Origin of the sequence: Cytobacillus sp. FSL R5-0569 (genome assembly GCF_038007265.1) — a bacterium.
GTDB classification, from domain to species: Bacteria; Bacillota; Bacilli; order Bacillales; family Cytobacillaceae; genus Cytobacillus; species Cytobacillus kochii.
In genome coordinates, this window is the sequence record NZ_JBBOWW010000001.1 from 3652633 (window position 1) to 3675363 (window position 22731).

The 22731-nt window shown below is 36.9% G+C and carries 26 protein-coding genes; 15 read left to right on the forward strand and 11 right to left on the reverse strand.

The features are described 5' to 3' along the window. Nucleotides 1-28 precede the first annotated feature (28 nt). The gene (locus tag MKX78_RS18395) at nucleotides 29-793 is read right to left on the reverse strand and encodes an alpha/beta hydrolase family protein (RefSeq protein ID WP_095373622.1); all 765 of its coding nucleotides are present in this window, start codon (nucleotides 791-793) and stop codon (nucleotides 29-31) included. 119 nt (nucleotides 794-912) lie between these two features. On the opposite strand from MKX78_RS18395, the gene MKX78_RS18400 reads away from it, so the two are divergent. The 3 genes from MKX78_RS18400 to MKX78_RS18410 all read left to right on the forward strand — a co-directional run bounded on the left by MKX78_RS18400 (nucleotide 913) and on the right by MKX78_RS18410 (nucleotide 3543). Then, nucleotides 913-1911, forward strand: a complete 999-nt coding sequence (locus MKX78_RS18400; protein WP_328198827.1) for an ABC transporter substrate-binding protein — start codon at nucleotides 913-915, stop codon at nucleotides 1909-1911. 68 nt (nucleotides 1912-1979) lie between these two features. Beyond that, the gene (locus MKX78_RS18405) at nucleotides 1980-2771 is read left to right on the forward strand and encodes an ABC transporter ATP-binding protein (protein WP_095372161.1); all 792 of its coding nucleotides are present in this window, start codon (nucleotides 1980-1982) and stop codon (nucleotides 2769-2771) included. Beyond that, nucleotides 2737-3543, forward strand: coding sequence for an ABC transporter permease (locus MKX78_RS18410; RefSeq protein WP_224938834.1), 807 nt, complete (start codon nucleotides 2737-2739; stop codon nucleotides 3541-3543). The genes MKX78_RS18405 and MKX78_RS18410 overlap by 35 nt, the downstream gene beginning before the upstream one ends. Nucleotides 3544-3567: 24 nt before the next feature. Here the strand turns inward: MKX78_RS18410 and ytkD are convergent, their stop codons facing one another. Further along, the gene (ytkD, locus tag MKX78_RS18415) at nucleotides 3568-4041 is read right to left on the reverse strand and encodes an RNA deprotection pyrophosphohydrolase (protein WP_341051840.1); all 474 of its coding nucleotides are present in this window, start codon (nucleotides 4039-4041) and stop codon (nucleotides 3568-3570) included. A gap of 114 nt (nucleotides 4042-4155) precedes the next feature. Beyond that, nucleotides 4156-4518, reverse strand: a complete 363-nt coding sequence (locus MKX78_RS18420; RefSeq protein ID WP_095373621.1) for a hydrolase — start codon at nucleotides 4516-4518, stop codon at nucleotides 4156-4158. Nucleotides 4519-4607: 89 nt separating this feature from the next. On the opposite strand from MKX78_RS18420, the gene MKX78_RS18425 reads away from it, so the two are divergent. Further along, nucleotides 4608-4844: a DUF6154 family protein gene (locus MKX78_RS18425; protein ID WP_095372158.1), complete on the forward strand. Its 237-nt coding sequence runs from the start codon at nucleotides 4608-4610 to the stop codon at nucleotides 4842-4844. A 788-nt stretch (nucleotides 4845-5632) separates the two neighbouring features. Here MKX78_RS18425 and MKX78_RS18430 read toward each other — a convergent pair. Beyond that, nucleotides 5633-6070: a Dps family protein gene (locus MKX78_RS18430; protein WP_095372157.1), complete on the reverse strand. Its 438-nt coding sequence runs from the start codon at nucleotides 6068-6070 to the stop codon at nucleotides 5633-5635. A gap of 135 nt (nucleotides 6071-6205) precedes the next feature. Between MKX78_RS18430 and ytzI the strand changes: the two genes are divergently transcribed. The 3 genes from ytzI to MKX78_RS18445 all read left to right on the forward strand — a co-directional run bounded on the left by ytzI (nucleotide 6206) and on the right by MKX78_RS18445 (nucleotide 8284). Then, complete coding sequence (gene ytzI / locus MKX78_RS18435) at nucleotides 6206-6379, forward strand: YtzI protein (RefSeq protein ID WP_095372156.1); 174 nt, start codon at nucleotides 6206-6208, stop codon at nucleotides 6377-6379. 33 nt (nucleotides 6380-6412) lie between these two features. Further along, nucleotides 6413-7864, forward strand: coding sequence for a cardiolipin synthase (gene cls / locus MKX78_RS18440; protein WP_095372155.1), 1452 nt, complete (start codon nucleotides 6413-6415; stop codon nucleotides 7862-7864). A gap of 78 nt (nucleotides 7865-7942) precedes the next feature. Then, nucleotides 7943-8284, forward strand: a complete 342-nt coding sequence (locus MKX78_RS18445; protein WP_341051843.1) for a hypothetical protein — start codon at nucleotides 7943-7945, stop codon at nucleotides 8282-8284. 240 nt (nucleotides 8285-8524) lie between these two features. Here MKX78_RS18445 and MKX78_RS18450 read toward each other — a convergent pair whose 3' ends face one another. After that, on the reverse strand, nucleotides 8525-8998 hold the full coding sequence (locus MKX78_RS18450) for an S-ribosylhomocysteine lyase (protein ID WP_095372153.1): 474 nt from the start codon (nucleotides 8996-8998) through the stop codon (nucleotides 8525-8527). A gap of 153 nt (nucleotides 8999-9151) precedes the next feature. Here MKX78_RS18450 and yidD point away from each other — a divergent pair, with 153 nt between their 5' ends. Continuing rightward, on the forward strand, nucleotides 9152-9394 hold the full coding sequence (gene yidD / locus MKX78_RS18455; RefSeq protein ID WP_095372152.1) for a membrane protein insertion efficiency factor YidD: 243 nt from the start codon (nucleotides 9152-9154) through the stop codon (nucleotides 9392-9394). A 1-nt stretch (nucleotide 9395) separates the two neighbouring features. Here yidD and MKX78_RS18460 read toward each other — a convergent pair whose 3' ends face one another. Further along, on the reverse strand, nucleotides 9396-9959 hold the full coding sequence (locus MKX78_RS18460) for a beta-class carbonic anhydrase (protein WP_095372151.1): 564 nt from the start codon (nucleotides 9957-9959) through the stop codon (nucleotides 9396-9398). Between the two features lie 211 nt (nucleotides 9960-10170). Between MKX78_RS18460 and MKX78_RS18465 the strand changes: the two genes are divergently transcribed. The 5 genes from MKX78_RS18465 to MKX78_RS18485 all read left to right on the forward strand — a co-directional run bounded on the left by MKX78_RS18465 (nucleotide 10171) and on the right by MKX78_RS18485 (nucleotide 13803). Further along, a complete protein-coding gene (locus MKX78_RS18465) occupies nucleotides 10171-11148 on the forward strand; it encodes a metal ABC transporter solute-binding protein, Zn/Mn family (protein ID WP_095372150.1) in 978 nt (325 codons plus the stop codon). Between the two features lie 234 nt (nucleotides 11149-11382). Then, nucleotides 11383-11532, forward strand: coding sequence for a DUF1540 domain-containing protein (locus MKX78_RS18470; protein ID WP_095372149.1), 150 nt, complete (start codon nucleotides 11383-11385; stop codon nucleotides 11530-11532). A 318-nt stretch (nucleotides 11533-11850) separates the two neighbouring features. Continuing rightward, nucleotides 11851-12843 carry a ribosome small subunit-dependent GTPase A gene (rsgA, locus tag MKX78_RS18475; protein ID WP_341051848.1) on the forward strand — a complete coding sequence of 331 codons (993 nt, stop codon included), beginning with the start codon at nucleotides 11851-11853 and terminating at the stop codon, nucleotides 12841-12843. Beyond that, a complete protein-coding gene (locus MKX78_RS18480; RefSeq protein ID WP_095372147.1) occupies nucleotides 12836-13285 on the forward strand; it encodes a GNAT family N-acetyltransferase in 450 nt (149 codons plus the stop codon). The genes rsgA and MKX78_RS18480 overlap by 8 nt, the downstream gene beginning before the upstream one ends. A 41-nt stretch (nucleotides 13286-13326) precedes the next feature. Beyond that, nucleotides 13327-13803, forward strand: coding sequence for a DinB family protein (locus MKX78_RS18485; RefSeq protein WP_095372146.1), 477 nt, complete (start codon nucleotides 13327-13329; stop codon nucleotides 13801-13803). 31 nt (nucleotides 13804-13834) lie between these two features. Here the strand turns inward: MKX78_RS18485 and MKX78_RS18490 are convergent, their stop codons facing one another. From MKX78_RS18490 to MKX78_RS18510, 5 genes are all read right to left on the reverse strand, one after another. After that, nucleotides 13835-15322 (reverse strand): o-succinylbenzoate--CoA ligase, encoded by a 1488-nt coding sequence (locus MKX78_RS18490; RefSeq protein WP_341051851.1) that lies wholly within the window; start codon nucleotides 15320-15322, stop codon nucleotides 13835-13837. A 101-nt stretch (nucleotides 15323-15423) separates the two neighbouring features. Then, nucleotides 15424-16245: a 1,4-dihydroxy-2-naphthoyl-CoA synthase gene (gene menB / locus MKX78_RS18495; RefSeq protein WP_095372144.1), complete on the reverse strand. Its 822-nt coding sequence runs from the start codon at nucleotides 16243-16245 to the stop codon at nucleotides 15424-15426. Between the two features lie 109 nt (nucleotides 16246-16354). Beyond that, nucleotides 16355-17170 (reverse strand): 2-succinyl-6-hydroxy-2,4-cyclohexadiene-1-carboxylate synthase, encoded by an 816-nt coding sequence (gene menH / locus MKX78_RS18500; RefSeq protein ID WP_307316627.1) that lies wholly within the window; start codon nucleotides 17168-17170, stop codon nucleotides 16355-16357. Next, on the reverse strand, nucleotides 17170-18921 hold the full coding sequence (menD, locus tag MKX78_RS18505) for a 2-succinyl-5-enolpyruvyl-6-hydroxy-3-cyclohexene-1-carboxylic-acid synthase (RefSeq protein WP_095372142.1): 1752 nt from the start codon (nucleotides 18919-18921) through the stop codon (nucleotides 17170-17172). The genes menH and menD overlap by 1 nt, the downstream gene beginning before the upstream one ends. After that, a complete protein-coding gene (locus tag MKX78_RS18510; protein WP_322910387.1) occupies nucleotides 18918-20324 on the reverse strand; it encodes an isochorismate synthase in 1407 nt (468 codons plus the stop codon). The genes menD and MKX78_RS18510 overlap by 4 nt, the downstream gene beginning before the upstream one ends. Before the next feature lie 259 nt (nucleotides 20325-20583). On the opposite strand from MKX78_RS18510, the gene MKX78_RS18515 reads away from it, so the two are divergent. After that, the gene (locus MKX78_RS18515) at nucleotides 20584-21513 is read left to right on the forward strand and encodes a 1,4-dihydroxy-2-naphthoate polyprenyltransferase (protein WP_341051855.1); all 930 of its coding nucleotides are present in this window, start codon (nucleotides 20584-20586) and stop codon (nucleotides 21511-21513) included. 323 nt (nucleotides 21514-21836) lie between these two features. Beyond that, a complete protein-coding gene (locus MKX78_RS18520; RefSeq protein WP_341051858.1) occupies nucleotides 21837-22703 on the forward strand; it encodes a dimethylarginine dimethylaminohydrolase family protein in 867 nt (288 codons plus the stop codon). The last annotated feature ends 28 nt before the right edge of the window (nucleotides 22704-22731 follow it).

A 22731-nucleotide genomic window follows, 5' to 3' on the forward strand; every position in this document is an offset into this window, starting at 1 on the left:
GTATCTTACAATCTCTATACAATAAAGCTTATTGTTCTTTCATCCACCGCCCAAGATCACGGACAATTTGTCTATTAATAGCTGGCGGAAAATAATGCGTATATTCTTTGAAATACCATGTATCTACAGGTTTACCTAACTCTTTTAATCGCTTCTCTAAGCGGAAGGCATGCTCGACAGAAACATTATGATCTAAGACACCATGAATAATTAATACATTTGCTTGCAGTTGATTAAGTTCATATAATGGTGTGCGATATTCATATCTTTCTGGGTATTTATGAGGCGTTCCACCGATGACTCGTTTCATCATTTTACGCAAGTCCACTCTTTCTTCATATGTGAGGAACATATCGCTAACACCACCCCACGTAACAACTGAAGCCGCTTTAGGCATATGTAAGGCTGTTAATAACGCCATTACACCTCCTCTAGAAAACCCAAAGACATGTACCCTTTTAACCCGAGGGTGTTCTGCTAAAAGTTGAAAAGCTGAAAAAGCGTCATAACGATCATCACCTGCAAAATCTTCATTTCCCTCCCCTCCTTGATTGCCCTGATAAAAAGGCGCAAATACAATGAAACCTTGGAGGGCAAACTGTACAATCCGACTAGGGCGCACTTTACCGACGTTCTTAATCCCACCTCTTAAATATAGAAAACCTTCTGATACGTTTTTATTTTCTGGTTCAGCTAATAGACCTTTGATTTTTAGATCATTAGATAAGTATGTAATGATTGATAATTTCACTTGAGGATGCGGAGATGGAAACCGCCATTTATCGATTATCAATGCTTTTCCCTCCTTTACATATAGTAAAAATTTCACATGGGCAATCACACAAATTTGTCACCCTCATAAGATAGTTTAGATGCAAAAATCTAAGAAACATTGAATGAGGAGGTTCTCAAATGAAAAAATGGCTTAAATGGAGCTTCATGCTTCTCTGTATTTCTGTTCTACTCATTCCTCTTGCAGCTTGTGGAAAAGAGGATGTGACAAAAATACGTATCGGTGAGGTCACAAGATCTCTTTTTTATGCTCCCCAATATGTTGCAATTGAAAAAGGTTTTTTTAAAGAGGAAGGTTTGGATGTTACGTTAACCACCACTGCCGGCGGCGATAAAACGATGACTGCGCTATTATCCGATAGTATTGATATTGCTCTTGTTGGCTCTGAAACATCCATTTATGTTCAGGCGCAAGGAGCAAATGATCCTGTCATAAATTTTGCCCAACTGACGCAAACAGATGGCACCTTCCTTGTTGCAAGGGAAGATATCCAAGATTTCACTTGGGATATGGTAAAGAAGAGTACCTTCCTCGGGCAAAGAAAAGGTGGCATGCCGCAAATGGCTGGTGAGTATACGTTAAAAAAACATGATATTGATCCACATGCTGACTTAGAGCTAATTCAAAATATTGATTTTGCCAATATCGCTCCTGCCTTTTCATCTGGTACTGGTGAGTTTGTACAATTATTCGAACCGACTGCGAGTGTGTTTGAAAAAGAAGGCATTGGACATATCGTCGCTTCCTTCGGTGAAGAATCTGGCCACCTTCCTTATACAGCATATATGACAAAGGATAGCTTCATCAATGGTAACGAAGAAACAGTAGAGAAATTTACACGTGCCATCTATAAAGCGCAACAATGGGTAGATGAACATTCAGCAGAAGAAACAGCTAAAATCATTACAAAATACTTTGATAATACAGATTTAGAAATTTTAACCATGTCAATTGATCGTTATAAAAGTCAAGGGTCCTTTGCGACCGATCCTATTTTAGAAAAAGAAGAATGGGAGAACTTGCAAAATATTATGGATGAAGCAGGTGAACTGCCTGCTCGAGTGGATTATGAAACTCTTGTCAACACATCCATTGCTGAGAAAGTGATTAAAGAATAGTACTATGTGGAGCGGATAGAATGATTCTGTTCGCTCAACCATCCAGAAAAAAAAGAGGAGACTGCAAGATGACATTCTTAAAAGTGCAAGATATTCATCATACTTACTTTACGAAATCAAATGCAGTGACGGCTCTCTCTAATATCTCACTTCAAGTGAATGAAGGAGAATTCATTTCATTTTTAGGACCGAGCGGATGTGGCAAAACAACCTTGTTATCTATCATTGCTGGTCTTTTCCAACCAACGGAGGGCCGTGTAGAATTAGAAGGAAAACAAGTAGCTACATTGAAAAGTGAAATTGGATATATGTTGCAACAAGATTATCTATTCCCTTGGAAAACCATTGAGGAAAATATTCTTTTGGGTCTAAAGATCAATCATCACTTAGATGAAGAAAGAAAAGCTTATGCAAAAGATTTATTATTACAAATGGGCTTATCAGATGTCGAGTCATTGTATCCAAAACAATTATCAGGCGGCATGCGACAAAGGGTAGCACTTGTAAGGACGCTGGCAACCGAACCTAAACTTCTCATGTTAGATGAACCATTTTCCGCTCTCGATTATCAAACAAAATTGCATTTAGAAAATCTTGTATCTGACACATTAAAATCATTTGGAAAAACAGCTATTCTTGTGACACATGATATCGGCGAAGCAATTGCGATGAGCGATCGCATCTATTTATTCGCACCAAGCCCTGGTAAGATTCATAAAGTATTTGAAATACCTGAAGAATTAAGAGAATGCTCTCCATTCGATACAAGAAACCACCCAATGAATGCAGAAATTTTTCAAACGATTTGGAAGGAGATGGAGTCCCTTGGATCACAAGAGTCACACAAAAGCACTCCATAATGCGTATATCCGCTCCCTTAAGAAAGAAAAGTATTGGGTACGATTTTATCAACTCGTTATTTTTCTTATTTTCTTCTCAGGCTGGGAGATTGCCAGTAGAAACAAGTGGATTGATCCTCTCATTTTCAGTTCACCTTCAAAAGTATGGGAGCTCTTTTTAATTAAAGTTCAAGATGGTACGCTGTTTTTTGATTTAGGTTTTACTTTATCAGAAACCATACTCGGTTTTATTTTAGGGACATTATTGGGAACGATATTGGCGGCGATTCTATGGTGGTCACCGTTTCTCTCTAAGATTCTAGATCCTTATCTCGTCATTTTAAACAGTATGCCTAAAGTGGCTTTAGGACCGATTTTAATTGTCGCTCTTGGACCTAGCTTCACGTCGATTGTAGCAATGGGAACAATTATTTCCGTTATTATCACAACCATCGTCGTTTATACATCTTTTAGAGAGGTGGATCCAAATTATATAAAAGTGCTTCAAACCTTTGGTGGAACCCGCTTCCAAATTTTTAAGGAAGCCATTCTTCCGTCATCCTTTCCTGTAATTATTTCCACACTTAAAGTCAATGTAGGCTTATCTTGGGTCGGGGTGATTGTCGGGGAGTTTCTCGTCGCCTCTAAAGGATTAGGTTATATGATTATTTACGGATTCCAAGTATTTAACTTTACTTTAGTTATGCTCTCTCTGCTTGTCATAGCTGTATTAGCTACCATTATGTATCAAGCAGTAGAATTTTTAGAGAAGAAATTAATAAAAAACAACTAAGGGCTTGCATGAGCGTGCAGCCCTTTATTTCAAGCGATTTTGTAGATAAGCTACACTTCTCTCGACTACTCGATCTTTCATTATAAAGCTATAATTAGGTTGATGAATCTCTCTCATGAGCTGATTAATCGCTACCCATTTTGGACCATCCGTTTCGAAATAATGGTCTACTATTTGTAAATAATCAACCTCTGCAAACATGATTGCCTTTATAAAGGAACGATGTTTTTCCATTACTTGATATGTACCAATATGTTCAATAGAAGACAAGACTGCTCCGGTTTCTTCCTTTACTTCTCTCTTTGCAGCTGTATATATATCTTCTCCTTCCTCAGCCTTTCCACCGGGAAACTCCCACCCTCTTTCTTTATGGTTCGTTAATAACCAGTCATCGCCTTTTTTACATAACACCAACACATGACGCGGCTCCATTTCAAATCCTTCTTCATTAAATGAGAGTGCTACACGATTCCCGTTTTGATCGATAAAATATTCCATTTAATCCTCTCACTTTACATATACTTATTGGTATATTTTACTTGGAAAGAAACGTAACGTACAGGAAAAGGTGAAAACACCGTCAATATTTATAACGGTGTTTAGAGCACAGTTTTATTGTTGTTCAGGGGGAAGAATCCCCATATTGACAATATGATTTTTAGCTTCTTCATCGCCTAATCGATAAATGGCGCTATATATTTGCGTCAAACCATCATCATACTTATCATTTTGCCTGTCGAAATGATACTGTAAATAAGGAACATGAGCCCGGAAAAAACCTTCCCATTCTGTTGAGTAATTTTGATCAAACAACTCTCTCAATTCGATAATTTCATCATCAGTTGCCTCTATTTTAAAATTCCATGATGAGGAAGTAGAACTTTGTGAGATTTCACCATCATTCACCGTAATATAATAAGTTTTCTTCTGATCCACACTTTCAGCCCCTTTCTTCTTATTATTTGTTTCCCTCATTATGAATGAATTTATACGAAAAATGAGCAAAACCATGAACTTAACATATACTAAACGTAAAATAAGAAGAAAATGGGCAGGTGCAAATAATGAAAATTATTGATGAACTGTACGACTATTATCGTAATAAGCTTACAGGGGACGAAGAAGATATTGATATGCTTACGTTTGCTTTCTTAGAGGAAATGTCCCGAGAAGATATCCTTACATTAATTGAAGAACTGGATAACCAAGAACTATATAATTTAATGGGGCTTTATGTTATTGAATCCCTTAAAGGAAAATTTGCAGAAAGTGATTTTACAAAGCCTCAAAATTATCATTGAGTCTACATAGGCTTCTGATAAAAAAGTGGCATGTTACAGAAAGTGGTGGATTAGGGAAATAAGGATAAACTTGGTGGCATGTTTAAAAGTGAAGCTGAATATTCACCCATTTAACTTGCTATATTTGCCAAATTAATTAGTGGCATGTTAGAAGCATCTTGGTCTTCTCTCACTTGATATTGATTCAAATAAATGATGGAATTACGACTCATCAGGATGGGGATGCAGAGTTGAGTCGGGCAGATGATGGAATCGCTACTCATCTGGACGGCGAAACAAAGATTAGTCGGGCAACTACTCATCTCAACGGAAAAACATAGTTTAGTCGGGCAACTGCTTATATCGCTACTCATCTCGACGGAGATCCACAGATTAGTCGGGCATTTGCCCGAATCCCTACTCATCTCGACGAAAATCTACAGTTTAGTCGGGCATTTCAACGAATCGCTACTTATCTCGACGGTGAAACAAAGATTAGTCGGGCAACTACTCATCTCAACGGAAAAACAAAGTTTAGTCGGGCAACTACTCATATCCCTACTCATCTCGACAGAAATCCACAGTTTAGTCGGATCAATGCTGGAGTTCTAGGTTCTTTACACTTTCTTGTGTTCGTATTCCAGTTTAACAACTATTCTCGGCTCTTTTCAGCCCACTAAGGTTCGCAATTTCAGATTTCCTTTTCATTCGGCTCTTTTCATATTCCACATTCTTTCATATCGTCTCTCCCTGCACATTTTATATTTCCCAAAATTAAAAAAGACCTCTTAAAAGAGATCTTTTTCCGCTTATCCTAAAAATGCTTTAAGCATCCAGTTATGTTTTTTCACACTCTGTTTAACTGCAATCAGCATATCACCAGTGGCTTCATCTTTCGCTTCATCAGCTAGTTCAATACCTTCTTGTAGTTCATCTAACATTTTATCGAAGTCACTCCATACAGATTGTACCATGTCTCTTGCGTCTTCTTTACCTGTTGCTTCTTCAATAGAAGCCGTATCCAAGCAATCCTTCATTGTTGCTACAGGATTTCCACCTAAAGCAAGTATTCTTTCCGCTAATTCGTCAATATGGTCATTAGCTTCGTTATATAGTTCTTCAAATTTTTCATGTAATACGAAGAAGTTGCTTCCTTTAACATACCAATGGTAGTTATGTAACTTCACATACATTACAGTCCAGTTTGCTACTTGTTTGTTTACTGATTGGATTAATTTTTCGCTCATATTTATCAACCTCCACTTATAAGATACCCGCTTATCCAATTTTCAAACACATAACTATCGGATAAGGAAAGATATTTTAGTTCAGATTAAAAGAGAGAAATGGTAAAATAGCTTTTGTAAAGGGGGAGACTATTTATGACTTATATTATTGTCATTATGATATCAATTATTATTGTCTTTACAATCCTTATTTTAAGTGTAATGACAACATCCAAAGCTTACACATTCAAACATACCGTAGATCCTCTTCCGAAACCTCTTTCAGAAGAGGATAAGGCACCCAATCAAGAGGACAAGGATATAAAGTAACACTAATACTTTTTGAGAGGAATCTGCACTTCTATGGATATTTACTCCATATTTATTGGACTCATTTACCTTTTAAATATGATTCTTGCCATTGTCGTTATTTTTCTTGAACGAAAAGACGCCGCATCCACATGGGCGTGGTTACTAGTTTTGTTCTTTATCCCGCTACTCGGGTTTGCCATTTACTTATTATTCGGACAAAACTTCTCCAAAAAGAAGAAAATGTTTCAATGGGAAGATCGTAAGAAAATAGGCATTGATGAAATGCTCAAAATGCAAATATCAGCGCTTCATAATCGCAGTTTGCCTGCAGAGAATGAGCAAGTTCAAAATCATTATGACCTCATTCATATGCAATTAGTAAATAATGATGCTGTACTTACGCAAGATAATGCTATACAAATGTATACAGATGGCAAAGACAAGTTCGATGCCCTATTTAAAGATATAGAAGGCGCTACTGACCATATCCATCTGCAATACTATATCTTAAGAAGGGATGCATTAAGCAAAAGGCTAATCACACTTCTGAATAAAAAAGCCCGTGAAGGTGTGAAGGTCCGCATTTTATATGATGATTTAGGATCAAGAAGTTTAACCAAACGGTTTTTTAAGAGCTTACGTGAGGCTGGTGGAGAGGTTGAGGCGTTCTTTCCTTCTAAATTCCACTTTATTAATTTACGGTTAAATTATCGTAATCATCGCAAGCTAGTAATTATTGATGGCAAAATTGGCTATGTTGGTGGCTTTAATGTTGGAGATGAATACTTAGGTTTAAATAAGAAATTCGGTTATTGGCGAGATACACATTTAAGGATAGAAGGAAGCGCAGTTTATGCGATACAAACACGCTTTATACTTGACTGGAATCAAGCTTCACATCGTCATGATATTCACTATTTACCGGAGTATTATCCCCCTATCACTACAAAGGGACGTATCCCTATGCAAATTGTAGCAAGTGGACCAGATAACGAACTCGAACAAATCAAACTTGGTTATATAAAAATGATTATGTCCGCAAAAGAAACCATCCTTATTCAAACTCCTTATTTTATACCTGATGCTAGTGTTGTTGATGCGCTTAGGATAGCTGTTTTGTCAGGTGTGAATGTAAAAATTATGATTCCTAACAAACCTGACCATATGTTTGTTTATTGGGCTACCTATTCGTACATTGGCGAATTATTAAAACTTGGAGCAAAAGTGCTAATTTATGATAATGGTTTTATTCATGCGAAAACAATCGTAATTGATGATGAAATTGCATCTGTTGGGACAGCCAACATCGATGTTCGAAGCTTTAGGCTCAACTTTGAGGTCAATGCCTTTATTTATGACCGCAAGATAGCTGAGGAAGTAGCAGCTAGCTTCTATAATGATGTAAGAGTATCACGTAACCTTACATTAGATGATTACAATAACCGTTCCTTTTATATTAAGTTCAAGGAATCTATATCGCGCCTACTATCACCGATTCTGTGAGTCGGTGGTTTTTTGTATAGATTTATGGTAATAAATAACATAAAATAGGGATATATGGATAAAAAAGGAGTCTTGTTGATGAAGATAAAGTTTTGGACTATTTTCCTCATTACCTTTGCCATCGAAACAGGTATCACTTATTTTCTCTCTTCTCAGTTTTCTGTGCGCTTTATTGAAGTCATATTCTTTACGGGCATAGTATTTCTTATCACAAGCATTTACTTTTCTGGAGGGCTCTCTTACATCAAGGAGCAACAAGATGCTAAAACTCGTGCAGAAACGGGCTTTTCACCATTTGTAGAACCACCAACTATATTTAGACGAGGACCATTCTTTATCGCTTCCCTCACTTTTTTTCTTATCGGACTTATATTCTTCATCTTACTGCTAACTGAAATTTTTCCTCCAGTTTCTCTATAAAATCTAGATAAATTTTAATAAAAAATAAAGGTGGAAGGGAAATGACCTGTAAGAACTGAAGTGGATATTCATTTATACGAGCGACAGATTTAATTCCTCTTCGTCTTTTAGATTTAAAATAGCTCTTGGTTCAGAGAAGGTTTATACTTTCTGTTTGCGTGGGTGAAGTAACAATGTCAAAAGTGACCACTTCAGGGAAAATAAAAAACCTTCCATCAAATATGATGGAAGGAGAACCACTTAAGCAAATACTTGCTTTAATTCTTCTTTTGATTGAGAAAGCCAATATTTCATTAACTTCTTTGCACCTTCTAGGTCGTGTAGCTTCGCTTGACCACATTGTTTTTCATTTGCTGCTGGTATTTCTACAATTTCAACAGCATCTTTCATTGTTGCATCTAAAAGGTCGATAATTTCTTCTACTGTTGGCTCACCACTTACAACTAAATAGTAGCCTGTTTGACAACCCATTGGCGAAATATCAATAATATCAAAATGATCATATTTCTCTGCGTGTGTTCTAATGTTAAACGCAAGTAAATGTTCAAGGGTGTGAATAGAATCTGGCTTCATAGCCGCTTTGTTTGGCTGACAGAAACGAATGTCATATTTGTTAATCTTTCCGTCTGTTCCTACTTTATGCACGCCACAATGTCTCACATATGGAGCCTTGACAGCGTTATGGTCTAATTCAAAACTTTCAACTGATGGCATAAAATACACTCCTTTATCATCATTGCCTTTATTATACTATAAAATCCGACTAATTTCATCAACTTTAAATATATAGTCAATGATTTGGACTTTTCACCCTATTATATGATATCTTGGTGCTAAAAGAGCAACTTTTTTCAAAGGAAGGTCCATATGTTACAAAAAATCATGCTTGGATTTTTTAAATTCTATCAAGTAGCCATTTCACCCATCAAGCCACCTACTTGTCGTTTTTACCCTACTTGTTCCAATTACGGATTAGAGGCAGTTAAACGATTTGGTGCAATAAAGGGCGGATATTTAACTATTAAAAGAATCTTAAAATGTCACCCATTCCATCCTGGTGGGGTTGATTTCGTGCCCGAAGAATGGCCAACTCGCAAACAAAGCAAATAACTTATTTCTTCTCATATCCATCCACGACTAAGTCCAGTTTGCCCGTACTAGGATCGATGACAAGACCATGTACTGGTACTGCTGGAATCAGCGGGTGGTTCTTAATCATATCTACACTATGTGCGACACTGTCCTCTACTTTATTAAAGCCTTCTAACCAGCTCTCAATATCAATACCGGAATAATTCAAAGTAGAAATTGTTTCTTCTGAAATGCCTCTTTCCTTCATATTTTCAATCATTGCATTGGCATTCATGCCACTCATCCCACAATCATGGTGACCGATAACTAATACCTCGTCTGCTTTTAATTGATACAGCGCAACGAGAATACTTCTCATTATACTGCCAAATGGATGACTCACAAGTGCCCCTGCTGTTTTGACGATTTTTATATCACCATTTTTTACATTTAATGCTTTCGGTAATAGTTCCACCAATCTTGTATCCATACATGTTAAAATAACCATTCGTTTGTTTGGATATTTCGTTGTGGCATATTCACGATATTGCTCTGTTTCCACAAACTCCTTATTAAATGCTAATACCTCTTGTAAAAGACTCATTATTTTCATCTCCACTACGTATATTGTTAAATATGTGTTAAATCGCTTGCTCTTCTTTTATGATACAAAATAGTATCCATTTTAACAAATTTTATACTTGATTTTTCGATTTAGTTTTTGTATGATTACATATGTGAATCGGAACGGTTACGTATTAATATGAAAAATAAATCGTAATAAATACGATTTGATACATTAAGGGGAGAAACATATGAAGAAATTATCTATTTTACTTATTCCTTTTATTTTCATCCTTGCTGCATGCTCAAATTCAACAGCGAGTGACAAGGAGACATCACAATCATCAGAAGAAGTTTTAACTGTTTATACTACAGTCTACCCATTACAATATTTCACAGAAAGAATCGGTGGAGACCTTGTTGATGTAAAAACTGTTTACCCTCCCGGTTCTGATGAACATACTTACGAACCTTCACAAAAGGACATGATTAAAATGGCCGATTCTGATTTATTTATCTATTTGGGCCTTGGTTTAGAAGGATTTGTTGATCAAGCGAAAGATATCTTAAGTAATGAAGGCGTTAAAATGGTTGCCGCTGGGGAACATCTTGCAATAGAAAAAACAGAGCAGCACGAACACGATGATCATGATCATGAACATGATCACGACCATGATGGTCATAGTCATGATGGTCACGATCATGGCGATGTTGACCCCCATGTTTGGATTGATCCAGTATACGGACAGCAATTAGCAGAGGAAATCCAAACACAATTAATTACTGCCCTTCCAGAGCATGAAGAAGAATTTACTGCAAACTTTGATAAACTCAATGAAGAACTTAATGAATTAAATGATAACTTTACTTCAATGGTTGAAAATGCAGATAAAAACAAATTCATCGTTTCTCATGCAGCCTATGGTTATTGGGAATCTCGTTATGGATTAGAACAAATAAGTGTGGCCGGGCTTAGTACATCTAGTGAACCCTCCCAAAAACAATTGCAAAATATTATTCAAACAGCAAATGAAAATACCTTAGACACGATTTATTTCGAACAAAATGTTAGCTCTAAATTAACTGAAATCGTTCAATCTGAAATCGGTGCCGAGAGCTTACAGCTTCATAATCTTGCTGTCTTAACTGAAGCAGATATTAATGAAGGAGAAAACTATTTTACATTAATGGAAAGAAATATTGATAACCTGGAAAAAGGTTTAAACTAACTAATAGTAGGACCAGAGCAAATAAATGCTTTGGTTCTTATTTTTTCTTTAAGAGGAAATCGTATTAGGTTTCGGACTAATAAAGCATGTAACTACCTATATCTGAGTTAGCGATAATTAGTTTACTCTCCCTTTTTTTGAAAAAACTTATGATTATATCATCAGCCAATTATGGTAAGAATAGTGATGATGGTGAAACCCATCTGAAGATTTTTCTAAAAGGAAGTGAAAATGATGGCAAAAGATGTATTGTGTGAAGTCAATAATTGTACTTTCTGGGAAAAAGGCAATCTATGTGGTGCTGATCAAATTTATGTAGTCAGCCATCGAGACCAGGCATCTACGAGCAAGGAAACTGACTGTAAAACATTTGAACCTCAATAAGAAATAGCCTATAGACGCTTTTATATGTAATTTTCGTACATATAAAGGCGCCTTCCTTTTTCTAAAAAAAATAATTATTGCTATTTTTCAAATAGCATTATATACTAAAGCTACTAAATATTGAAAGTAGGTGAGCATGATGAATCTAATTGACTTTTTCATACCGAAGCAATTAAAGTTTTCATATTTATCATGCTCATTGGAAATAGGTTAATACCCTATTATTCATTTCTTTCATTTATGTGCGGATAAACCTTATGATCCTTTAATTGCGGGTCATAAGGTTTTTTATTTATCACAAAAATGGAGGAAAAGAATTTGAAAAAAAAGCATGAAAAACAACTCATCGGGCGAATTGCTATCGCCTATAACCATATGTACAAAATATTGACAAAAGAGCAAACCTTTTTACCCGCTAGCCTCCCTGGCAACTATCACTTTCAAGTTCAACATGAGGCAGACTATCCAGCGGTTGGTGATTGGGTTGTGTTTCACCAATTACCAAATGAAGATAAAGCAATGATCAAAGAAGTTTTACCACGAACGAGCAAGTTTTCAAGAAAAACTGCCGGAGTTGCTGTGAAGGAACAAATTATCGCTACTAACATTGATTATTTATTCATTGTTACAAGCATGAACGAAGATTTTAATATAGCAAGAATCGAGCGCTATTTAGTTGCAGCACAACATTCTGGAGCTTTACCTATTATTATCTTAACAAAAGCTGATCTTTGTGAAGATAAAGGATGGATTTTGGATCAATTATTACTACTTGGCGTCGACTTCACAATGGTTAGTATGTTTCAACCTGAATCTGTAGAGGTCATTAAAGATTACTTAATTGGAGGCAAAACTGGTACATTTGTGGGATCATCTGGTGTCGGGAAATCTACACTTATTAACTTACTAACGAATGAGGAACGGATGAAGGTGGGCAATATTCGTGAAGATGATCAGAAAGGTCGTCACACCACAACCCATAGGGAATTAATTCAATTAGGTGACGGATATATCATCGATACACCAGGTATGCGTGAATTTCAACTTTGGGAAGATGATATAAATATAGGGGAGAGCTTTACAGATATTCAAGCACTAAGTGAGCAATGTAAATTTAGAAACTGCTCTCATCATAAAGAAGTGGGATGTGCCGTACAACAAGCAATTGATGAAGGAAAAATAACTGAGAAGAGGCTTAGCAGCTACTTTAAACTAGAACGAGAGTTAATCATGCTCGAGAAACGCCGTGCGCAACAAGAAAAGAAACGTATGAAAACAACGAATAAGAAAAAGAGTGCACGTTATGAGTGAAATTCATTTAACTGCAATCACAAAAGAGAATTGGTACGAAGTTGCATCATTACATGTTACAACAGAGCAGAGTAAATTTGTGGAAAGTAATGCTACCTCTATCATTCAACAACAGTTTGAACCAACTTTACAAACCTATGCGATTACAGTAAATCAGCAAATCATTGGCTTTGTTATGTATAATCGTCAGCTAGAAGAACTGAATGGGTATTGGATTTATCGTATTATGATTTGTGATAGTCATCAACAAAAGGGATATGCCAAGCAAGCATTAAAACTTATCGTGACAGAAATGAAACAGTTAGCTAGAAAACCACTTATTATTGCAGGTATTCATCGTGAAAATCATGCTAGTATTGCTCTGTTTAAAGCGGTGGGCTTCATTAATAGTGGACATCATTTTGGCAAAGAAACGGCTTATATTTTGTCCATAAACGAATAATAGCTTTTGCATAAAGTGAAAATTCATTAGGAGGAAGATGAATGGCTGAGGCGAGAGAAGTATTATTAGATCAGTTAGCCGCAAATGCAGACGATCCTAGTTGGTATACCCCCTTCTTGCAAACGGTTGATGAAATTAGTGAAGAAGAAGCGTTTATGAAGCCAAACGATAAAAGTCATAGCATAGCCGAAATAACACAACATCTCATTTACTGGAATGAAGTTTGGCATATTCGCTTTAAAGAAAATAATGTTGGGGCAGTTCAACGAATCGAAAATAACGATTGGAGCTTTTTCGTTCCTAAGGGAAAAAACTTTTCAGATTTAAAAGCTTCACTCTTAGTTAAGTTACAACACTGGCAAAAACTCCTAACAACCAATGAATTATTGGATCAATATGTCGAAGGATTTCCTGTTACAGCCCATTGGTGGGCAATCATTGCCAATGTCACTTCACACAACGCTTACCATATAGGACAGATAGCTTATTTGAAGAAATTAATAAAGTCATCTCATTAGAAAATCCGAACAATCGTTCGGATTTTCTCCTTTAAAATGCTTGTACCATTTTTCTTAGTTCTCTTCGCAAGATTTTTTTAGCAGCGTTTCTTGGAATTTGATCGACAATAAAGAATCTCTTCGGAATTTTGTACTTCGCTAATTTTTCTTGGCAATATTCCTCGAGCTCTTTATGAGAAACTTCTGCGTCTTTCTTAATTACAACAAATGCTACCGGCACTTCTCCCCATGTGGAATCTTTCATACCTATCACACCTGTATCATCAACAGCTGGATGTGCTGCAACAATTCCTTCTACTTCAGCAGGATACACATTTTCTCCACCTGAAATAATCAAATCAGAGCGACGGTCAAGCACATAAAGAAAGCCATCTTCATCTAGAAGGCCTATATCCCCTGTTGCTAACCAACCTTGTTGAATTTTTTCAGCAGTTGCCTCATCTTTTCCTAAATAACCACTTGTTACATTCGGCCCTTTAACAAAAATTTCACCAGATTCATTCGCCTCTGCCACTTCACCAGTCTCTCGACATATCTTTACTTGAGAAGGAAATAAGGCTTTACCAGCCGAACCTAACTTTTTAATACTATCCTCAGGTGATAATGTTACGATTTGTGAGGATGTCTCTGTCATCCCATATGTTTGATAAACCGGAATACCACAAGAAACGGAATCTTCTAATAGTGCACGCGATGCCGGTCCCCCTCCAAGTAACATACAGCGAAATGAATCGTGCAACGGCTGCTGTTGCAAACGTTCTACCATTTTTTTTAACATCGTACTGACTGCAGACATAATGGTCACTTTTTGCTCACGAATCAGTGTTATCGTTTTATCCGCATCAAAACTATCAAGTAGTACAATCTTATGACCATATATGAGTCCTCTCATAAGAATGGAGAAACCGCTTATATGAAATAACGGGACAGCACATAACCATACATCATCATCCCTTAATCCAAGGTTCAAACTTGAGCCAACAGCACTCCATAAGTGATTACCGTAAGTTTGCATCACACCTTTTGGATGACCTGTCGTGCCTGACGTGTACATAATTGTGCAAATATGATCTAATTGGACTTCACTTACTATCATAGGCTCCTCGAAATCATCATCCATGATTTCCTCTTTCACAAGTAAACGAAGGGATGATACTTCCATTTCAACATCAGCTCTAACTTTTTTAAAAGCATCTTCAGTTATAAAAAAAACAGACCCTGAATCCTGTAGTTGCCAAATGATTTCTTTACTCGTTAATCTACTATTCAATATTACCGCTTTAACGCCAAGAAGTTGCAAAGCGAATAAAACGAAAACCGATTGAAGATTATTCTTAAGCAGTACACCCACGAATTGTGATTGCTTTACTCCTTTAGCTGATAAGATACCAGCCCACCGATATGCCTCATGATAAACGGTTTCAAAAGTATAACTTTTTCCTTTGTAATAAAATGCTTCTCTTTTCGGTGTAGATAGAAACCTTTTATAAATAAAATTTTGCATCTCTTGATTAGACAAAACAGACACCTTCTTTAATATAGTCACAACGAATCCTAAAAAGAAACAATGGCAAAACAGCTTGATGGTTATCCCATCAAGCTGCTCATTTTATCATTTCATTAAGGGAAACGTGGGAATTGTCCAAAGTCCGGATCACGTTTTTCTTTAAATGCGTCTCTTCCTTCTTTTGCTTCATCAGAAGTATAGTAAAGAAGTGTTGCATCTCCAGCAAACTGTTGAAGGCCTGCTAGACCATCAGTATCTGCATTAAATGCAGCTTTTAAGAAACGAATCGCAGTTGGACTTTTTGATAGAATTTCTTCACACCATTGAATCGTTTCCTCTTCTACTTTTTCAAGTGGCACTACTGTATTAACTAGTCCCATATCTAAAGCTTCTTGTGCGTTATATTGACGGCATAAGAACCAAATCTCACGCGCTTTCTTGTGGCCTACAAGACGTGCCAAGTAACCAGAACCGTAACCAGCATCAAAGCTTCCAACTTTAGGACCTGTTTGACCAAATACAGCATTATCTGCAGCAATTGTTAAATCACAAACAACGTGAAGAACATGTCCACCACCAATAGCATAACCTTTTACCATTGCAATAACAGGTTTAGGAATGACACGAATTAATCGTTGTAAGTCCAGTACGTTCAAACGAGGAATCTGGTCATCTCCAACATATCCGCCATGTCCTCGGACTTTTTGGTCCCCACCAGAACAGAAAGCTTTATCCCCTGCTCCTGTAAGAACGATTACACCTACATTAGAATCATCTCGTGCGTATGCAAATGCATCCATTAATTCCATTACAGTTTTCGGAGTGAATGCATTATGTACGTGCGGACGGTTAATTGTAATTTTAGCAATACCGTTATATGTTTCATATAGAATTTCTTCATATTTACGGCCTGCTACCCATTCTACTGCTGACATTTCGAAGTCCTCCTTCTATATTACTAACTCATTTTGTAATTTTAATAGTGCTTCCTATCATATTTTAGCAATAATTGACGAAAAACACACCTTTTTTCATCATTTTCTTCTAATAGGTTGATGTTTCCAATAAAAATTTCTCTATTTCATCCACATACTGTAAAGGTTTTTCAAGGTGAACGGTATGGCCTGATTTTTCAATCGTTTGATGTGTAGCACGTTGAATACGCATAGACATTTCTTCACCAATCGTACAAAACTTTTGATCGATTGAACCGGTCAAAATAAGGACTGGCATCTGAAGCTCAGCTATCGCTGTCCACCAATTAGGTTGCGCACCAGTACCCATCCCAATAAGACTGTTTATTAACCCTTGGGGGCTATTTCTCAGACGTTGCGTACGTACCAGCTCTCTCTTATGTGCTGTTAATTTCTTTTGACTTGCGAACAAAGGAATGTTTTCCCAATAATTCACAAATCCCTCTATTTCTTTATCTTTAATCAATTGACAGATTTTCTTATCATTTTTAATACGTATTTCTCTATCTTCAATAGATTCAATTCCTGGTGTTGTACTCTCAAGGATCAGGCGATGGACCTTTTCTGGAAAAAGCAGAGCAAAGGTAATGGCTAATCGCCCACCCATTGAATAACCAATTACATCAACTTTACTTATTTTCATAAGGTTTATTAAATGTGCTAGCATAGCCGCTTGCTCTTCAATTTGATAATGAGAAATATCATCCGGTGATTCTGACTGTCCGTGACCAATAATATCCGGTGCAATGATTGTTCGATCAGATATTATTTCTGAATAAAATTGCCAACCGTTGCTATTACCTGTAAATCCATGAAGTGCCATGATTGGTTCTCCATGACCGAAAGTTTCGACATGATATTTCACGTTTTTGTAGAAAAAGTCCATTACTCTTCGTCCTTTATTCTCTTATCTATTTCCCGGGAAACAGATTCCCACAAATTCCGATGCTCTTTTACATTATTTTCTCTATTGGTCATAACCTCAATTACCTTTAAATGAGATGTCTCCGTCGCAATTGCTTCCGAGAACTGCTGCCAGTCTTCCACCTTTATATAATCTCCACCAAACATTGTTACACTGTGTGAGAAATCTATGTTCAATGGCGTACCAAATAATAATTCAAAATGCTTCGGGTGTTCTGATTGTGGTAAGAAAGAGAAAATCCCTCCGCCATTATTATTAATAACAATAATCGTAATAGGAATATGGTATAGTTTACTAACAATCAACCCATTCAAGTCGTGGAAAAAGGTTAAATCTCCAACAATTAGATAAAGTGGTTGTGTATACATTGCCACGCCTAGCGCTGTGGAAATTGTACCGTCAATACCATTTGCTCCTCTATTACCTAAAATCCTCATAGATTTGTTATTAATAAAATAAAAGCTATCTAAATCCCGAATGGGCATGCTATTCCCAACGAAAATCGTAGACTCTTCAGGCAGTAACTGACCTAATTGGGCAAATATCTTTCCCTCATTGAGTTGTTCAATCTCCAATACTTTTACCATTTCTTTTTTTGCCACTTCATTAACGTCCTGCCATAAAGTAAGATAGCCATTCTCTTTAATAGCAAAAGTATTGGCACGAAGAATCAGTTCTTCACAAAATTGTTTCTCATCACAATATATCATATCTGTTGATAACAATGAGGGATCTCTAAAGCCTCCTCCACCATCGACAATTAATTGACGCGTTTCTGGATACTGCTTCATAAACAGTAGCAACGGTTTCGATACTGGCATCGCGCCAAAACGAATGATTAACTCAGGTTGCAACTCAACTTTCGCTGTCTCACTTTTCAAAATGGCATCATATGCATCAATGATTTGGCTTTGTTCATGGCATCCACTGCGTAATTGTGAAAGTGGATCAGCAATAATCGGAAATTGTAGTGCCTTTCCAAGTTCAACAATCTTATGTGAAAGGTCCGCATCATCCATAGGTCCGCAGATAATCATTCCTTTATTATGTGTTGAAACAGTTTGTGCAATAGTATCAAATTGGGCATCATCCACTGTTAAAATAGATGGTGACACTGTCATATACTTTTGTTCTCTAGAAGAGCTAAGGAAAATCTCCGGATCGTTTAGGTCAGGGATAAGCGGTTCCCTAAACGGAAAGTTCATATGAACAGGACCTTCTGGATTCCTCTTCGCAGTAGCAACTGCTCTTACAGCAGCCGTACGGACATAATTAATCATCGAAGGCCCATTTTCAGGTGGTGCCATTTCTGCAAACCATTTGACATGTTTTCCGTACATTTGAATTTGATCGATAGCTTGTGGCGCGCCTATATCTCTTAGTTCATGAGGGCGGTCTGCAGTAAAGACAAGTAGAGGTACTCGAGAGTAAAACGCTTCGATTATCGCAGGATAGTAATTTGCTGCTGCTGTACCCGAAGTACATAAAATGGCGACTGGACGTTTTGTCCCTTTGGCTATTCCAAGAGCAAAGAAAGCTGCCGAACGTTCATCAACATGGATATGGACTTGAAGATCTGGGTGCTCAGCCATTACCATAGCCATGGGCGTAGAACGAGATCCAGGACTGACGACCACATCTTCTACGCCATTTTTTACTAGTTCAGAAATGAAAGCCGCAATGTATTTAGTTAAAGCCTGTTGATGGCTCATTTCAGTTCCCCTCCAAGCGCTGATAACATTGGTCTAAACTTAATTTTCGTTTCCTGAAATTCACTTTCAACTTCAGAATCTTTCACAACACCACATCCAGCAAAGATCGAAGCCTCATTACCTTGTATTAATCCTGATCGCAATGCCACTGCAAAATCGCCATTGCCTTGGTAATCAAGCCAGCCAATTGGACTACCATATAACCCTCTGTCCAAAATCTCTAAACCCCTAATGACTTCTATAGCTTTTTCTGTCGGAACTCCACCTAGAGCTGGTGTTGGGTGCAGTTTTTCTATAATTGCCAAGAGCGACCCTTCCTTACTAGCTGCTGCAATAACTGGTGTATAAAGATGTTGAATATCTCTTAATTTTAAAAGTTGCGGACCCTCAGGTAATTCGACTTCTGTACCTACCATTTCCATCGCTTGACGAATCATATCTACAACGTATTGATGCTCTTGGAGATTTTTTTCATCTTGTAATAATTCTTTCCCGAGAACATCATCCTCTTCCTTTGTCTCTCCTCTTTTCATTGAGCCCGCTAAACAAGTCGTATAAAGCGTATGACCTTGTTTTTTCACTAACCGTTCTGGTGTCGCTCCAATAAAACAATCGGACCCCGACTCAAAGGCAAAGATAAAGCTGTTTTTTTGCTTGTCTAAAAGATTTTGTAGGACGCTTTCAATTTGTACAGGATGAGCAAAAGTAAGTCTCGTTTCTCTCGCCAAAACAACTTTTTGTATAACGTTTTTTTTCATCTCATCTACTACTTGTGCGACAGCTTTCTTCCATTCTCTAGACGCCACCTCATGTTGGGCAATCACCTTGTTATTTATCCCCGTAGGTAATACTTTAGCATTTTGTAATAATTGCCTACGTTCCTCTAACATATCCTCAATACGTTCTTCTCTATCGTGTGGATGAACAAGCATATTCGTTGTTAAAAAAGCACGACCACCAGTAATAGTGCACATATATTGCGGTAGATGAAAATCTGTATGCTTATATTGACTCCATAATTTGGTCTTTTCTTTCAGAGGATCGAAAGTGAATCCACCAAATAATGTTGGACCAATCGCGTCGATTGAGTATGAATTATGGATTATTGCATCATCAAGCAATGACTGCCACTTTTTTTGCACATAAAAAAAGCGGTCAGTAGTCTGATCCGATTGAAATAAATAGTTAATACCAACACCAGTTATTACAACCTCATTATCAGAACCTGTCCAAAAAAACCGATCACCTAGTTCTGTCTTTTTTCCTGCTCCAAAAAAAGCTAAAGGGTCTATGCAATCTATCTCACAAACCTCACTAAATAAAATATCATGGTTCGTTCGTTGTGCTTTCGATAACGCTTTAATAAACCCTTCTTTAAATTCTGTGTGCTGTAAAGTAAACAAAAAAATCCCTCCAATAACAGCTACAGTCAGCTGCTATTCTTCATTCATTAAAGATACACCTCTTGCTTAAATGCTGTCAATCATTCCAATTAATACACTTCCTTATTATATATTATTTTGAGTAAAATAAGCACTGTTCGTTCTTTAGTAGGAAATATCCTCCTTCGCTTCTTTCAAAATTCAATTGACACTTAATAGGACATTACCTAAACTTAAGAAAGTGATTTGTTTTATTTGACTTAATTGGAGGTACTAAAAAGTGCAAACACAACCTAATATAAACACGCCACATTCTACGAAGAAGAAATGGCAAATCTGGTGGCAATTAACACGTCCACATACATTAACAGCTGCCTTTGTTCCTGTACTACTAGGTAGCGCATTGGCTATTTATGAAACGCCGTTAGATGCCGGACTTTTTATCGCCATGATGGTTGCTAGTCTTTTCCTTCAAATTGCAACGAATATGTTCAATGAATATTATGACTTCAAACGCGGCAATGACACAGCTGACTCTGTAGGGATTGGTGGAGCAATTGTTAGAGAAGGGATTAAACCACATGTAGTGCTTAACTCCGCTTTAGGGTTATACGGCGCTTCCATCTTGATAGGGATTTATATTTGCATGAATAGCAGTTGGTGGTTAGCAGCTGTTGGACTTCTAGGTATGGCTATTGGCTATTTATACACAGGTGGGCCATTACCAATTGCCTATACGCCTTTTGGTGAAATTATTTCTGGTTTTGTTATGGGTATGTTACTTATTTTGATCTCATTTTTTATTCAAACTGGCACAGTAACTACGACAAGTGTTCTTGTCGCCATTCCTAGTCTTTTATTAGTTGGAGGTATTATGCTCTCTAATAATATTCGAGACTTAGATGGGGACAAGGAATTTGGTCGAAAAACATTAGCTATTTTAATCGGACGTCCAAAAGCCGTAAAATTATTAGCAACCATGTTTATCGTTTCTTATATATGGGTATTTATTTTAATTGTAATGCAAGTTGTTTCACCATGGCTTGCACTCGTGGTACTAAGTGCACCAAAACCAATCAATGCCATTAAAGGCTTTAAAGGCAAGACGATTGCATATGAGATGGTCCCAGCAATGAAAAATACTGCCCAAACAAATACTGTATTTGGATTACTACTTTCTATAGGATTATTAATCGGATATATTCTATAAAATCAGTAGCACTTTGCTAAGCGCCTTTTACTTATAAGGCGCTTTTTCCTACTTTTTTAGCATTCAATCTCTGCTTAGCGTACCATAAGATGATAAAATAAATGAATAATTATCGCAATTTTTCACTTATTTTAACCAACAACGGCACATCTAGAAAGCGACTAAAGTATTTGAACTAGGTCATATTATAAGAAAAGCTGCAGTGAAACTACCTAATAATCAAGATGAAAACTTAATACATCCTGAATTCACCCATGTAAGATGCTAAATAGGAATAGATACAAAGGACGAAATCTCACTAAAGATTGTAAGGAGGATGAAAGATGCTGGATAGTCAGTATAAAGCACAATGTAGTACCGAGTATAGTCGTTTAAAGACTGTCGTATTATGCGAACCAACCTACATGAATATTGAGAATCAAATCAATGAAACACAAAGAAGGTATTCTGATAAAGGCTTTAATGTGGCGCAAGCCGTCATTCAGCATCAACAATTCGTTGCAAAATTAAAAGATTTAGGGATTGAGGTCGTACTTTTACCTCCAGGTAAAAACTATCCTGAACAAGTGTTTACGCGTGACATTGGTTTCACCCTTGGGGACACTGTATTTATCGCTGCGATGGCAACGAAAATAAGACATGGTGAAGAAGATATTTTACAAGAGTGGTTAAAATCCCATAATGTATCTTATAACAATATAAAACATGGTCATGTTGAAGGTGGAGATGTCATTATCGATCAAGATACCGTTTATATTGGACAAAGTGACCGTTCCGATACGATTGGTATTCAATATTTACAATCTAAATTACCACATATGAAAGTATTACCAGTACCATTTACTAAATCCTTTTTACATTTAGACTGTATCTTTAACGTGCTATCTCCTACAGAAGCACTCCTATATCCAGGACAAATGGATAAAAAAGTAGAAGAATATTTATATTCAAGATATGACATTATTGAGGTCTCTAAGGAAGAACAGTTCACACTAGGAACAAATGTCCTTTCTGTAGGTAATAGACAAGTATTCTCACAACCAATCAATACACAAGTAAATCGAGCTCTAAGTCAAAGAGGCTTCGAAGTAATCGAAGTAGATATTTCTGAAATCATAAAATCCGGTGGTGCCTTCCGCTGTTGCACAATGCCCCTATTACGTTTAACAGACCCAGCTTATTTTGATTGAGGAACAAATGCGGTTGAGTGAATAAATA

Bases quoted from the DNA above. Each gene is read 5' to 3' on its own strand.
- MKX78_RS18425 (WP_095372158.1), top strand. From the start codon at position 4,608: ATGAAAATTATTGATGAACTGTACGACTATTATCGTAATAAGCTTACA.
- yidD (WP_095372152.1), top strand. From the start codon at position 9,152: ATGTTACAAAAAATCATGCTTGGATTTTTTAAATTCTATCAAGTAGCC.
- menH (WP_307316627.1), bottom strand. From the start codon at position 17,170: ATGGACTTTTTCTACAAAAACGTGAAATATCATGTCGAAACTTTCGGT.
- MKX78_RS18480 (WP_095372147.1), top strand. From the start codon at position 12,836: ATGAGTGAAATTCATTTAACTGCAATCACAAAAGAGAATTGGTACGAA.
- menB (WP_095372144.1), bottom strand. From the start codon at position 16,245: ATGTCAGCAGTAGAATGGGTAGCAGGCCGTAAATATGAAGAAATTCTA.
- MKX78_RS18430 (WP_095372157.1), bottom strand. From the start codon at position 6,070: ATGAGCGAAAAATTAATCCAATCAGTAAACAAACAAGTAGCAAACTGG.
- MKX78_RS18460 (WP_095372151.1), bottom strand. From the start codon at position 9,959: ATGAGTCTTTTACAAGAGGTATTAGCATTTAATAAGGAGTTTGTGGAA.
- MKX78_RS18485 (WP_095372146.1), top strand. From the start codon at position 13,327: ATGGCTGAGGCGAGAGAAGTATTATTAGATCAGTTAGCCGCAAATGCA.
- MKX78_RS18465 (WP_095372150.1), top strand. From the start codon at position 10,171: ATGAAGAAATTATCTATTTTACTTATTCCTTTTATTTTCATCCTTGCT.
- MKX78_RS18450 (WP_095372153.1), bottom strand. From the start codon at position 8,998: ATGCCATCAGTTGAAAGTTTTGAATTAGACCATAACGCTGTCAAGGCT.
- ytzI (WP_095372156.1), top strand. From the start codon at position 6,206: ATGACTTATATTATTGTCATTATGATATCAATTATTATTGTCTTTACA.
- MKX78_RS18445 (WP_341051843.1), top strand. From the start codon at position 7,943: ATGAAGATAAAGTTTTGGACTATTTTCCTCATTACCTTTGCCATCGAA.
- MKX78_RS18520 (WP_341051858.1), top strand. From the start codon at position 21,837: ATGCTGGATAGTCAGTATAAAGCACAATGTAGTACCGAGTATAGTCGT.
- MKX78_RS18405 (WP_095372161.1), top strand. From the start codon at position 1,980: ATGACATTCTTAAAAGTGCAAGATATTCATCATACTTACTTTACGAAA.
- MKX78_RS18470 (WP_095372149.1), top strand. From the start codon at position 11,383: ATGGCAAAAGATGTATTGTGTGAAGTCAATAATTGTACTTTCTGGGAA.
- MKX78_RS18420 (WP_095373621.1), bottom strand. From the start codon at position 4,518: ATGAGGGAAACAAATAATAAGAAGAAAGGGGCTGAAAGTGTGGATCAG.
- menD (WP_095372142.1), bottom strand. From the start codon at position 18,921: ATGAGCCATCAACAGGCTTTAACTAAATACATTGCGGCTTTCATTTCT.
- cls (WP_095372155.1), top strand. From the start codon at position 6,413: ATGGATATTTACTCCATATTTATTGGACTCATTTACCTTTTAAATATG.
- MKX78_RS18400 (WP_328198827.1), top strand. From the start codon at position 913: ATGAAAAAATGGCTTAAATGGAGCTTCATGCTTCTCTGTATTTCTGTT.
- ytkD (WP_341051840.1), bottom strand. From the start codon at position 4,041: ATGGAATATTTTATCGATCAAAACGGGAATCGTGTAGCACTCTCATTT.